A 12,248-nucleotide genomic window follows, 5' to 3' on the forward strand; every position below is an offset into this window, starting at 1 on the left:
TTTACTGCGGGGCCCGGGGCTATTTGGGCGGGGGGGGCGCCGCCCCACAACGGGGGGGCCGCTACCGTCCGTGGCGACATCCCCGTGGCGACATCCCCGGGGTGACACCGATCCGGGACGCACGGTAGGTGCCGACCGTTGGTCGGCACATTGCCCGTCATCCCGGCACGCCATCAAAACATATGCAACCCGCCGTTCACGGCGTAATCGGCACCGGTCACATACGCGGCATCATCCGACGCCAGCCACGCGCACAGGCTGGCCACCTCTTCGGGTTTGCCCAGGCGGCGGATCGGGACCGAACCCGCCAACCGGTCCAGCACATCCGGCGGGAAGCTGCTGATCGACTGGCTGGCGATATACCCCGGCGAAATGGTGTTCACCGTCACCCCGCGCGTGGCAACTTCGTTCGCCAGTGCCCGGCTGAAGCCGTGCATCGCCGCCTTGGCCGTGGCGAAGTTCACCTGGCCGATCTGGCCCTTGTGCGCGCTGACCGAGCCGATGTTGATGATCCGGCCCCAGCCGCGGCCGGCCATGCCGTCGATCACCTGCTTGGTGATGTTGAACAGCGCATGCAGGTTCGAACCCATGACGGCGTTCCAGTCGTCCTGGGTCATCTGCCGGAACAGCACATCGCGGCTGCCGCCGGCGTTGTTGACCAGCACATCGATCTCACCCACTTCTGCCTTGACCTTGGTGAAGGCCGCCACCGTCGATTGCCAGTCGGCCGCGTTGCCTTCAGAGGCGATGAAATCAAAGCCCAGCTCACGCTGCTCGCGCAGCCAACCGGCCTTGCGCGGCGAATTGGGCGCGCACCCGGCCACCACCGTGTGCCCGGTGCGGGCCAGCTTCTGGCAGATGGCGGTGCCCACGCTGCCCATGCCGCTGGTGACGTATGCGATACGAAGGGTCATTTCGGAATCTCCCGGGTCAAGCGGCAAGGGGATACAGCGCGAACAGCAGGCTGCCGGCCATCAGCACCAGCGACACCATCACCGCCCACTTCAGGGTGAACTTCTGGTGGTCGGCGAATTCCACCTTGGCCAGGCCCACCAGCAGGTAGGTCGACGGCACCAGCGGGCTGAGCAGGTGCACCGGCTGGCCGGCCAGCGAGGCACGCGCCATTTCCACCGGGGTGATGCCGTAGTTGCCGGCCGCCTCGGACAGGATCGGCAGCACGCCGAAGTAGAAGGCGTCGTTGGACATGAAGAAGGTGAACGGCATCGAGGCCAGCGCGGTGATCACCGCCAGGTACGGGCCCCAGGCATCGGGAATGATCGCCAGGAAGCTGTGCGACATCGCCTCCACCATGCCGGTGTTGTTGAGGATGCCGGTGAAGATGCCCGCCGCGAAGATCAGCGACACCACCGACAGCACGTTGCCCGCATGGTTCACCACGCGGCGGCGCTGCTCGGCCAGGTTCGGGTAGTTGATCACCAGCGCGATCGCAAAGCCGACCATGAACAGCACCGGCATCGGCAGCACGCCCATCACCAGCGCGGTCATCAGCGCCAGGGTCAGGCCCAGGTTCACCCACAGCAGCTTCGGCCGCTTGGTGTCTTCAGCATCTTCCACGGTGGGCAGCGCGCCATCATCGGAGACGCTGGCATCCATCCAGCTGCCACCCTTGGGCAGGGTCACCACGCCCAGCCGGCGGCGTTCCTTCAGGCCCAGGTACCACGCCAGCAGCAGCACCGAAATGCAGGCCAGCACCATCGCCGGGATCAGCGGAATGAACACATCGGCCGGGTCCACGTGCAGTGCCGTGGCCGCGCGCGCGGTCGGCCCGCCCCACGGGGTGAGGTTCATTACGCCGCCGGCCAGGATGGTCACGCAGGTCATGTTCAACGCGCTCATGCCCAGCCGCTGGTACAGCGGCAGCATCGCCGACACGGTGATCATGTAGGTGGTCGAGCCATCGCCATCGAGCGAGATCAGCATCGCCAATGCGGCCGTGCCCAGCACGATCTTCATCGGGTCGCCCTTGACCAGGCGCAGGATGATCCGCACCAGCGGGTCGAACAGGCCCGCATCGATCATCACCCCGAAGTACAGGATGGCGAACATCAGCATCACGCCGGTGGGCGCGATCTTCTTGATGCCGTCCAGCATCATCTGGTCGATATCCGCACCGAAGCCGCCCATCAGCGCGAACACGATGGGAATGGTGATCAGGGCGACCAGGGGCGACAGTCGTTTGCTCATGATCAAGTACATGAACGTAATGACCATGCCAAAACCGAGGATGCTCAGCATCATCTGCGGGTTTCCTTGCAAGGGGAGATTAGAAATCGAACTGCAGGCGGCCGGTGACCGCGCGGGTGTGGTCCACGGTGGCCGCGGCCAGGTAATCGCGGTTGCGGCTGTCGATCAGGTTCAACATGAAGCGCACGTTCGGGCGCATGTACCAGTTGCCGCCCAGGGTCCAGGCTTCGGTGCGCGCGTCGATCAGGTCCGGCTGGCCGAACAGATGCTGTTCGCCGCGCATCTGGTCGTAGCGCAGCGCCAGCTCGAAGGCACCGGCCTTGTGGCGGATGTCCTTGATGCGCGCGAAGCGCCCGGTTTTGCGGTCGTACCCGCGCGACTCGCCGGTGACGAACCAGCTCAGCATCCCGTAGCCGGCCAGCACGGTACCGCGCTGGCTGCCGTCATCAAACGTTGCACCGCTGAACTCGCCCTGCCACGACAGCGGGCCGCGCACCTGCGCGTATTCCAGCGACCATTTGTTGACGTCGGTGTCGCGGCCGGACGAGAAGTCGATCAGGGTCAGGCGGCTGTTGTCGGAAAGGTGGCCGGCCGGGCGCGGGCGGATGCGCAGCGCCGGCACCCCGTTGGCGCCGGGCGTGTCGTAGCGCTCATGCGCCAGCGACAACCCCAGGTGCAGCACGTCGCCGGCAGTGGCGCCAGGTGCCCAGGTGGCGCGGCCGCCGGCCGCACGGCCCTTCGCCTGCCACGCATCGATGCTTTCCAGACTGTAGGCGCTGGCGGCCCAGGTCATGTCGTTCTTGGCCGCCTGCCACGACGCGCCCAGCCGGTACAGCGGCGCCAGCGTGGTGCCGGCGTTGCCGCGCTCCAGGAAGCTGCCGTAGTTGGAGCCGGTGCGGTCATCCAGCGAGAAGAACTGCTTGAATTGGCCCACGCTGAGCTTGCCGCCGCTGAAGTCGCGGCTGATGTAGACATCCTTGGCTTCCACCTGGTCGCCGGAGAAGTCGGCTTCCAGCTTGTAGTCCACCACGAAGAACCTGCCCGACATGTCCAGCCACGCACGGCGGATCTCGGTGTCGTCCTTGTTGGGCGTGCCGCGCGCATCGTTGTCGAAATCGGCGAAATCCAGGTGCAGGCGGCCGCCGAAGGTGGCGGTGACAGGGCGGTCCGCATCGGCCTCATCGGCGGCCCAGAGCGGGGCGATCGGCAACAACAGGGCGCAGGCGGCCAGCCCGCGGCAACGCAGGAGATTGAAGTGCATGAACCCTCCCAGGTACATGGCGGTGGGCGGGCAGGGCATGTGGGCCGTGCCAACCCGCAGGTTGTCGGGACGCGTCCGCACGGGGGTGCCTGGCGATGGCGCAGCCTAGTGCGGGGAAGCTGTCATCCACCTGTCGGCGCCTGCTGCAGCGCAGCGCAACCCACGAAACACCCCGCTCGCGCTAGGATTCCCGCACCCCCGCCTGTTTCCGCCCGATGCGCATCCTGCTGGTAGAAGACAACCCGGACCTGGCCGACGCCATCGTCCGCCGCATGCGCCGCAGTGGCCACGCGGTGGATTGGCAGAACGACGGCCTGGCGGCCGCCAGCGTGCTGCGCTACCAGAGCTTCGACCTGGTGGTGCTGGATATTGGCCTGCCCAAGCTCGATGGCCTGCGCGTGCTGGCCGGCATGCGCGAGCGTGGCGATGCCACCCCGGTGCTGATGCTCACCGCCCGCGATGGGATCGAAGACCGCGTGCAGGCGCTGGATGTGGGCGCGGATGATTACCTGGGCAAGCCGTTCGACTTCCGCGAATTCGAAGCGCGCTGCCGCGTGCTGCTGCGGCGCACGCGCGGCCAGGCGAGCGAAGTGGTGCAGATCGGCGGCTTCCAGTTCGACAATGCCTCGCACCGGGTCAGCCTGGATGGGCAGCCGATCGAACTGCCCAACCGCGAATACCGCCTGCTGGAAATCCTGATGGGCCGGCTGGGCCACGTGGTCGGCAAGGACGAGATCGGCAATGGCCTGTTCGGCTTCGACGACGAAGCCGGCCCGAATGCCATCGAGCTGTATGTGGGCCGCCTGAGAAAGAAACTGGCCGACGCGCCGCTGCGCATCGTCACCGTGCGCGGCAGTGGTTACCTGCTCGAAGCCATCGACGGCGCGCCCGATGCCCAAGGCTGAAGCCCGCGCGCCCAGTTCACTGCGGCGCACGCTCACCCTGTATCTGGGCGTACTGCTGGCGGTGTTCGCCGTGGCGTTGCTGTTCGGCGCGCGCGATTACGGCCAGCGTGCCGCCAACCGTTCCTACGACCACCTGCTGGTGTCGTCGGCGCTGTCCATCATCGACTCGGTGGCGCTGGTGGATGCGCAGTGGCAGGTGGATCTGCCGTATGCCTCGCTGGACCTGCTCTCCATGGCGCCGGACGACCGCGTGTTCTACCGCGTGTTCGACGGCCAGAACCGCACCGTGACCGGTTACGCCGACCTCCCCCTGCCGCCACGCGCCCCCACCGACGAGCCGCAGCTGTTCGACGCGCACTACAGCGGCGAGACCGTGCGCTTCGTGGTGGTGTCGCGCCGCGTCTCCTCGCCCTCGGCACAAGCCGAAGTGCGCGTGCAGGTCGGCCAGACCCGCGCGCGCGAAGCGGTGGCGCAGGACATCGTCAACCGCGCATTGCTCGCCATCGGCGTGCTCTCGCTGCTGTCGCTGGCGTTGGTGGCGTTCGGCGTGCACCGTGCGTTCCGGCCATTGGTGAAAGTTGAGCGCGAGCTGTCGCGGCGTGAGCCGTCCGACCTGAGCCCATTGGATGCCCGCGTGCCGCGCGAGATGGACCAGATGGTGGCGGCGCTGAACCGCTTCATGGCACGGCTGTCCAGCAGCAATGAAACCCTGCGCGCGTTCATGGCCGAGGCCGCCCACCAGATGCGCACCCCGCTGGCCGCTCTACGCGCGCAGGCGCAGCTGGCGCTGGACGACGACGACCCCGAAGACATGCGCCGCAGCCTGGCCGCCATCGACCGCAACGCCACCCACATGAGCCGCCTGCTCAACCAGCTGCTCAGCGACGCCAGCGTGATCCACCGCTCCAACCTGCAGCGCTTCGCCCCGGTGGACATGGTGGAAACCGTGCACCAGGCCCTGCACGAAGCGCTGCCGCAGGCCTTGCCCGCCCCACGCGTGCAGCTGGCCGTGGGCGTAGCGTCCTCGCGCGTGCAGGGCGACGCACTGCTGCTGCGCGAAGCAATCAAGAACCTCATCGACAACGCCCTCAAGTACGGTGGCGACGGCCCGTTGCAGGTCGCGCTTACCGAAGAGGGCACCTACAGCCTGGTCACCATCGCCGACCATGGCCCGGGTATCCCGCCGGGTGACGCCGAACGCGTGTTCGAGCGTTTTGCCCGTGGTGAAGATGCCGCACCGGGCGGGGCAGGGCTGGGCCTGGCCATCGTCAAGCGCGTGGTGGACAGCCACGGCGGCCAGATCGACCTGAGCAATCGGCCCAGCGGTGGGCTGGTGGCCACCATTCGTTTGCCGAGGCTGCACGCATGATGCGCACCGTGTTCCTGTTGTTGCTGCTGGTGGCCGCGCCGGCATTCGCCGCACCCGGCGACGTGCAGCGCTTCCCGGCCAAGGGTACCGCCACGGCCGAGCTGCGCATCCACGGCTCCACCGACATCGAAGTGTTCGCCACCGTCATCACCGATTACCAGCGCCTGCACCCGGGCACCGAGATCGTCTACGAAGACGTGATCACCCAGGACATGTACGCCCAGTACCTGCGCCAGCGCCACAGCCCCACCGGCCCGGACATGCTGATCAGCAGCGGCATGGACCTGCAGGCCAAGCTGGTCAACGACGGCCACGCCTTGCCGCACCGCTCGCCGCAGACCGACGCACTGCCCGCGTGGGCGCAGTGGCGGCATGAAGCGTTCGGCATCAGCTACGAACCGGTGGCGATGGTCTACAACACCCGCACCCTGCCAGCGGCCCGCGTACCGAAAACCCGCCGCCAGCTGCTCGAACTGCTGCGTGCCCCGGACGCCCCGCTGGCCGGCAAGGTAGGCACCTATGACGTGGAACGCAGCAGCGTCGGCTACCTGCTCGCCACCCAGGACGGCCAGCGCGGCAGCATGGCCGGCGCGCTGCTCGGCGCATTGGGTGACAACCAGGTACAGCTGGAAGAGCGCACCGGCGTACTGCTGGACCGCGTCAGCAGCGGCCAGCTCTCGCTGGTCTACAACGTACTCGGCTCCTACGCGCAGGCCCGAATCGATGCTGGTGCCCCGCTGGGCATCGTGGAACCGGAGGACTACACCCTCGTAGTACTGCGCACCGCCGTCATCCCACGCACGGCCCAGAACGCAGCAGAAGCACGCCGCTTCCTCGACTACCTGCTATCCCCGCGCGGCCAGCAGGTGCTCTCCCGCGAAGCGCGCCTGATGTCGATCGTGCCCACCCAGCGCGGCCGCGCCCCGGGCCGCAGCTACCGCCCGATCCTGCTCGGCCCGGGCCTGCTGGTCTACCTGGACGCCCTGAAGCGCCGCCAGTTCCTCGACGCCTGGAAAGGCAGCACCCAGCCGCGCTGAAACCGGGGGGATCGGCTGCGCTACTTTGCGCGCTGGACACGCATGGCGTGTCCCTACCTGCGAACCCCATGATACGCATGGCGTGTCACTACGGCCGGCATCCCACCGCGTAGGGACACGCCATGCGTGTCCGCTCTACCCGCCGGCCGCGCGATCCCAAATGCCGCGTAGAGCCACGCCCTGCGTGGCTGCTCTTCGCGGGATCCAAAAATCCGCCCTACAATCCCCCCATGAGCGAAATCACCATCCTCGTAGCCGACGACCACCCGCTACTCCGCGCCGCCGTAGTCCACTCCCTACGCCAGGCCCTCCCAGCGGTACAGGTCATCGAGGTAGCCAGCGCCCAGGCGTTGGAAGCAGCCCTCAACCAGCACCCGGAGATCGAACTGGTCCTGCTGGACCTCACCATGCCCGGCGCACGAGGCTTCTCCTCACTGCTCCACGTACGCGGCTCCCACCCGGACATCCCGGTGGTCATCGTCTCCTCCAACGACCACCCGCGCGTCATCCGCCGCGCCCAGCAGTTCGGCGCCGCCGGCTTCATCCCCAAATCCGCCCCGGCCGAAACCATCGGCCAGGCCGTAGCGGCAGTACTCGACGGCGGCCTCTGGTTCCCGGCGATGGCAGCAGAGCGCTCTGAATCCGACGCCTTGCTCGCAGCCCGCCTGGCCCAGCTGACCCCCCAACAGTTCCGCGTACTCCTGAGCCTCGCCGACGGCCTGCTCAACAAGCAGATCGCCTACGAACTGGGCCTGGCCGAAAACACCGTGAAGGTGCACGTAACGGCCATCCTCAAAAAACTCGAATGCCACAGCCGCACCCAGGCAGCAGTACTGGTAAAGGCCCTCGAACCAGAAGGCGACGCAGGCGCAGACCTGACCTAAGCCCGGCGCGCGTGGCAACGCGGTACCAACCATGCGTTGGACCCGGTAGGGTCGCATCCCAATCGACCGCCGATACACCCAATCGGCACGGTAAGGCATGACTTAAACCGAAGCCGCGCTCCAATCTCAGGCCACCGAAGGTCCGCAACGCCCTCAAGGACGAGACAACCCCCATGCCAGTAACCGGCGAACAGATCTTCGTAAAGTGCTTGAAAACAGCCCTCCTGATCGGATCAGGCTACATCCTGTTCGAACTGGGCAACCTGATGGCCACGATGGACTGCACATCGAACCGCCCAACAGGCGCCCTCATGTGGCCATGGCTGCTCTCGCTGCCGATCCTGTTCGTCTACCACATCTTCGACTTCTTGAAGAAGGGGCTCTTCAAGGTCAACGTAATCTGGGTGCGCATAGCGGCAGCACTCCTGCTGACGACCGAACTGGTAATCGCCGCCCACTTCGGAACGCAACTCTCAACGTGCCCGAACGAAGATGGCAGCGTGATGGCGCTGCCAGCCATGCTCCTGCTGTTCTACACAGCCTTCGCACTCTCGCTGCTGTTCGGAGACGCATGGCTGGGTGTGATCCGCACTCTGGCACGCCGAGGCCGCAGGGCCTTCGACCTCTCACCAGCAGATGACGTCGATCCATTCGAAGCAATACAAACCTCGCCGCGCCGAAAGAAACGCAAGCCCCGATGAGAACCGGCAGCCTGTAGCCCGGTAGGGTCGCATCCCAATCGACCGCCGATTCATCCAATCGGCTTGGTAGGGCATGACAAAAACCGAAGCCGCGCTATGGCCTCCAGGAATGTGTGGGTAGTGCCGCAGATGCATCAAACCCGCAAGCGGCAGGCTTCCTGAAAATACACTGGCCCCGCGAACGGGGCCAGTACGTACCTAGTGTCATCACCAGTAATGGTGGCTGGGAGAGAACCTGTTCCTAGGGCTGCAAACGAAGGCTATCAGAAACCGAAATCTCGACAAGGTGTTGTTTGCGACGATTAGTAGTGTGCGTCTATCGATACTCAAATATCATTCAAAACAAGCGATTTAACTTTGCGCGCTGCATGGTGCATGGTGTTGCCTCGGAGCTTGAAATCTCCATCGGTGTCGCAGTTGTGGATGTCCTATGTCGGGAGGGTGGCGAAATACAACACCTTCGCGGGAATACGTCATGCCGTGCACATCCGAGCGGATTTCAACCTCCCGACTCCCTCGCCATTCCGGCGAGGGAGACTTCCTTGGAGGTGGCAAATGCGTCGTTCAAACTCGGCTCTGCATTCCAACGAACAGCCCCAAACCCGCATCGGCATGCATGTGCCGGAGAGTCTGCGTGTCGGATCGTTCTCACATCCCGGTGGCCATCCCCTTCCAGACGGTGGTCGCATTCCTTGCCTGGTGCTGCGCGGCATGTGGATGGAGCGGTTTGAGATGCCGGTAGGCAGTCGTGTGATCGTGGAAGTCGAGAGCAAGCGGATCACGTTGACGTTGGATGAGACGCCGATTCCGGTGCCGTACCGGTATCTGGACCACACCCCGAGGAAGAATCGCCGGGTGGCAGATACGACAGCCAAAGAGGCGACGGAGTAACGGAGATTGGTCCGCTTCCGCGGGACGCACCCGGTAGGGTCGCATCCCGATCGACCGCCGACGCCGTTCGAACGTGCGGTAATGGCATGACCGTCAGCGAAGAAGCGCATTTCGTTCAGAGGTCATGCGTTCGTCGCACGTAGCAACGTTGCGTGCAGTCGACCGGGGTCCGACCCTACCGAAGCAGCGCCCCGGCCGAGTAGGGTCGCCTCCCAATCGACCACCGACCGTGCCCGAACGTTCGGTAATGGCATGACCATCAACGAAGAGAAGCATTTCAAGCCGGTGAGGTACGCGCCGGTCTACGCCCGGTGCCGCACCAGCAGCTGCGTCATCAGCGCCCGCAAGGCCGGCGGGCGCACCGGCTTGGACAGGAAACCCCAGCCATTCTCCGCTGCCTGCGCCTTCAATGCATCATCGCGTTCGGCAGTAACCAGAATCACCGGCGGTCGCGCCTGCCACAGCTCGCACAGTTGCTCGTACAGATCCGGCCCATGCCACTGGCCCATGCGCACATCCAGCAGCACCAGTTGCGGCACGTTCAATGCAGAAGCGATTTCCAACGCGGCATGCGGGCCATCAGCCAGCTCCACCCGGCAGCCCCAGCGTTCCAGCAGTGCACGGGTAGCCGCACACACACGCGGGTCATCATCAATACTCCACACCCGGCACTGCCGCAACGGGCTGTCATCGCCCGAATCCGCCGACACCACGGGGGCAGGAGCGGGTGCCGGTATCGCATCGGCGCTGCCCAGCGGCACGGTCACCGCAAACACGCTGCCACTGCCCAACGTGGAGCGCAGGCTGATGCGGTGCCCCAGAAGCCGCCCGATGCGCTCCACGATTGCCAGGCCCAGCCCGGCGCCGCGCTCCTGGTCCACGCCATCATCCAGCCGCCGGAATTCCTCGAAGATCTCGCCCTGCAGGCTCTCGGGAATGCCCGGGCCCTGGTCATGCACTTCGATGCGCAGCTGGTCGCCCACCCGCCGGCAGCCAATCAGCACCCGCCCACGCGGGGTATAGCGCAGCGCATTGGAGAGGAAGTTCTGCAGGATGCGACGCAACAGCGCCTCATCGCTCACAACCACCGCGCGGGTATCCACCCAATCCAACTGCAGCCCACGCGCTGTGGCGGCAATGCCAAACTCACGCGCCAGCGTTTCCAGCAGCGGCGACAGCGCAAACGGACGCACATGCGTCTGCAACGTGCCCGATTCCAACCGCGAGATATCCAGCAGGCTGTTGAGGATGGAATCCTGCGCGGCCAGCGCGGCATCCACATGCTCGCTCAGCTCGCGCGCATCGCCACTCAGCTTGCCGCGCAGCACGGATACAAACATCCGCGCCGCATTGAGCGGCTGCAGCAGGTCATGCACGGCCGAGGCCACGAAGCGGGTCTTGTAACGGTTCGCCCGCTCGGCTTCGCGGCGTGCCTCGTCCAGGTCGCGGGTGCGCTCGGCCACGCGGTGTTCCAGCGCATCGGCCAGCGAGCGCAGCTCACGTGCGGTGTTCTTGTAGGCGGTGATATCGGCGTAGCTGGTGACGAAGCCGCCATCAGGCAGCGGGTTGCCACGGATTTCCAGCACCGTGCCGTCGTCCTTCTCGCTCTCGCGCATGTGCGGGCGGCCGCTGCGCAGGTGGTTCAGGCGGCGCTCGATGGCCTCGTCAATCGGCCCGGGGCCAAGCAGGCCACGGCGGGCGTTGTAGCGGAAGGCTTCTGCAATTGGCACACCCACCCGGATCAGATCCGGCGGGAACCGGAACAGTTCCAGGTAGCGTGCATTCCACGCCACCAGCCGCTGCTCGCTGTCGATCACCACCACGCCCTGTGGCAGGTGCGCCAGGCTGCGGCTGAGGCCGCTGTCGGCCTGCTGCGCGGCCTGCAGCACGCCATCCTGCGCGGTGCGCAATTCCTGTGCGTGCTGCTGCAGCACCGCTTCCAGCTCCAAGCGGCTGCGCTGCCGGTGCGAGGCCAGCCGCCGCCGCTGCTGAATGAACAAGGTCAGGAAACACAGCGCCAGCCAGATGCCGCCAGCCGCCAGTGCGGTACTGCGGCCCACGGCGGCGCTGGCGCCGGCATCGTGCAGCAGGTGCAGCTTCCACTGCGGGTCATCCAGCACGTAGGTCTGCCACAGCATCGGGCGCGGCAGCGAGGGCTGCTCCAGCCGCACCATGCGGCCGCCATCGGCCAGCACATCCAGCGTGCGCGCCTGCAACGGCTGCAACGAACGGTCGGCGTATTGGCGGGTGGCGAGCATCTCTTTACGCTCGGCCGGGGAGAGCGGGCGCAGCAGGCGGTAGCGCCATGCATCACCATTGGCCAGGAACACCACGTCATGCGCATCGCTGGCCATCACGATGTCGGTGCTCTGCAGCCATTCCTGTTCCAGTGCGCGCAGCTCGATCTTGATCGCAATGACGCCCAGCACATCGCCCTCGCGGTTGAGGATCGCCTGCGACAGGAAGTAGCCCGGCACCGCCGTGGTCATGCCGATGCCGTAGAAGCGCCCGGTGCCCTTGGCCATGGCCTGCTGGAAGTAGGGCCGGTAGCTGTAGTCCTCGCCCACATTCGTGGTGGGCTGGTCCCAGTTGCTGGCAGCCACGGCCACGCCACGGCGGTCGATCAGAGTCAGGGTGGAGGCGCGGGTGACGTTGTTGGCCTGCTGCAGCTTGAGGTTGAGCCGGTGGCGCTCGGCGTCATCCAGCGGGTTGCTCACCGCCTGCAACAGCTCCGGATCCAGCGCCAGCAGCTGGGGCAGGGTGCGGAAGCGGTCGATGCGCTGTTGCAGCGTCTGGGCGTACAGGTCCAGCTGGCGGGGCACCTGGGTGCTTTCGGCCGCGAGGGCGCGCTGCTGGGCATAACGGCCGGCAACCAGGCCAGCCAGAAGCGTACCGCCCACCATGACCAGCAGGGTCAACAGCAACGGGTGGTAGCGGGAGACGCGGTACATGGCGTCAGTTTACGGTGTACCGGCGGGTGCGCGTTGCACGCACC

The 12,248-nt window shown here is 66.1% G+C and carries 10 protein-coding genes; 6 read left to right on the forward strand and 4 right to left on the reverse strand.

The window, feature by feature from the left end; translation table 11 throughout:
• Positions 1–173: 173 nt before the first annotated feature.
• The 3 genes from phbB to QMX79_RS08835 are packed head-to-tail and all read right to left on the reverse strand — an operon-like array spanning position 174 to position 3,466.
• Positions 174–914 (reverse strand): acetoacetyl-CoA reductase, encoded by a 741-nt coding sequence (phbB, locus tag QMX79_RS08825; protein ID WP_068853963.1) that lies wholly within the window; start codon positions 912–914, stop codon positions 174–176.
• A 16-nt stretch (positions 915–930) separates the two neighbouring features.
• Positions 931–2,256 (reverse strand): CitMHS family transporter, encoded by a 1,326-nt coding sequence (locus QMX79_RS08830; RefSeq protein WP_068854779.1) that lies wholly within the window; start codon positions 2,254–2,256, stop codon positions 931–933.
• 28 nt (positions 2,257–2,284) lie between these two features.
• Positions 2,285–3,466, reverse strand: a complete 1,182-nt coding sequence (locus QMX79_RS08835) for a porin (RefSeq protein ID WP_282246407.1) — start codon at positions 3,464–3,466, stop codon at positions 2,285–2,287.
• Positions 3,467–3,681: 215 nt separating this feature from the next.
• Here QMX79_RS08835 and QMX79_RS08840 point away from each other — a divergent pair, with 215 nt between their 5' ends.
• The 6 genes from QMX79_RS08840 (at position 3,682) to QMX79_RS08865 (ending at position 9,253) form a co-directional block, all read left to right on the forward strand.
• On the forward strand, positions 3,682–4,371 hold the full coding sequence (locus tag QMX79_RS08840; RefSeq protein WP_282246408.1) for a response regulator transcription factor: 690 nt from the start codon (positions 3,682–3,684) through the stop codon (positions 4,369–4,371).
• Positions 4,358–5,740: a sensor histidine kinase gene (locus QMX79_RS08845; protein ID WP_282246409.1), complete on the forward strand. Its 1,383-nt coding sequence runs from the start codon at positions 4,358–4,360 to the stop codon at positions 5,738–5,740. Before QMX79_RS08840 ends, QMX79_RS08845 begins: the two co-directional genes overlap by 14 nt.
• A complete protein-coding gene (locus QMX79_RS08850; RefSeq protein WP_282246410.1) occupies positions 5,737–6,777 on the forward strand; it encodes an ABC transporter substrate-binding protein in 1,041 nt (346 codons plus the stop codon). Before QMX79_RS08845 ends, QMX79_RS08850 begins: the two co-directional genes overlap by 4 nt.
• Positions 6,778–7,007: 230 nt before the next feature.
• A complete protein-coding gene (locus QMX79_RS08855; RefSeq protein ID WP_282246411.1) occupies positions 7,008–7,661 on the forward strand; it encodes a response regulator transcription factor in 654 nt (217 codons plus the stop codon).
• A 173-nt stretch (positions 7,662–7,834) separates the two neighbouring features.
• On the forward strand, positions 7,835–8,362 hold the full coding sequence (locus QMX79_RS08860) for a hypothetical protein (RefSeq protein ID WP_282246412.1): 528 nt from the start codon (positions 7,835–7,837) through the stop codon (positions 8,360–8,362).
• 555 nt (positions 8,363–8,917) lie between these two features.
• Entirely contained in the window at positions 8,918–9,253 is a 336-nt protein-coding gene (locus QMX79_RS08865; RefSeq protein WP_282246413.1) for a hypothetical protein, read from the forward strand.
• Positions 9,254–9,555: 302 nt separating this feature from the next.
• Here QMX79_RS08865 and QMX79_RS08870 read toward each other — a convergent pair whose 3' ends face one another.
• Positions 9,556–12,204: a PAS-domain containing protein gene (locus QMX79_RS08870; RefSeq protein WP_282246414.1), complete on the reverse strand. Its 2,649-nt coding sequence runs from the start codon at positions 12,202–12,204 to the stop codon at positions 9,556–9,558.
• Positions 12,205–12,248 lie beyond the last annotated feature (44 nt).

Source organism: Stenotrophomonas sp. PS02300 (genome assembly GCF_029959395.1).
Lineage (GTDB): Bacteria > Pseudomonadota > Gammaproteobacteria > Xanthomonadales > Xanthomonadaceae > Stenotrophomonas > Stenotrophomonas maltophilia_AD.

What these genes read in the sequence shown, in the direction of transcription:
- QMX79_RS08850 (WP_282246410.1), top strand. Translation starts at nt 5,737, where the DNA reads ATGATGCGCACCGTGTTCCTGTTGTTGCTGCTGGTGGCCGCGCCGGCA.
- QMX79_RS08855 (WP_282246411.1), top strand. Translation starts at nt 7,008, where the DNA reads ATGAGCGAAATCACCATCCTCGTAGCCGACGACCACCCGCTACTCCGC.
- QMX79_RS08865 (WP_282246413.1), top strand. Translation starts at nt 8,918, where the DNA reads ATGCGTCGTTCAAACTCGGCTCTGCATTCCAACGAACAGCCCCAAACC.
- QMX79_RS08835 (WP_282246407.1), bottom strand. Translation starts at nt 3,466, where the DNA reads ATGCACTTCAATCTCCTGCGTTGCCGCGGGCTGGCCGCCTGCGCCCTG.
- phbB (WP_068853963.1), bottom strand. Translation starts at nt 914, where the DNA reads ATGACCCTTCGTATCGCATACGTCACCAGCGGCATGGGCAGCGTGGGC.
- QMX79_RS08845 (WP_282246409.1), top strand. Translation starts at nt 4,358, where the DNA reads ATGCCCAAGGCTGAAGCCCGCGCGCCCAGTTCACTGCGGCGCACGCTC.
- QMX79_RS08830 (WP_068854779.1), bottom strand. Translation starts at nt 2,256, where the DNA reads ATGCTGAGCATCCTCGGTTTTGGCATGGTCATTACGTTCATGTACTTG.
- QMX79_RS08840 (WP_282246408.1), top strand. Translation starts at nt 3,682, where the DNA reads ATGCGCATCCTGCTGGTAGAAGACAACCCGGACCTGGCCGACGCCATC.
- QMX79_RS08870 (WP_282246414.1), bottom strand. Translation starts at nt 12,204, where the DNA reads ATGTACCGCGTCTCCCGCTACCACCCGTTGCTGTTGACCCTGCTGGTC.
- QMX79_RS08860 (WP_282246412.1), top strand. Translation starts at nt 7,835, where the DNA reads ATGCCAGTAACCGGCGAACAGATCTTCGTAAAGTGCTTGAAAACAGCC.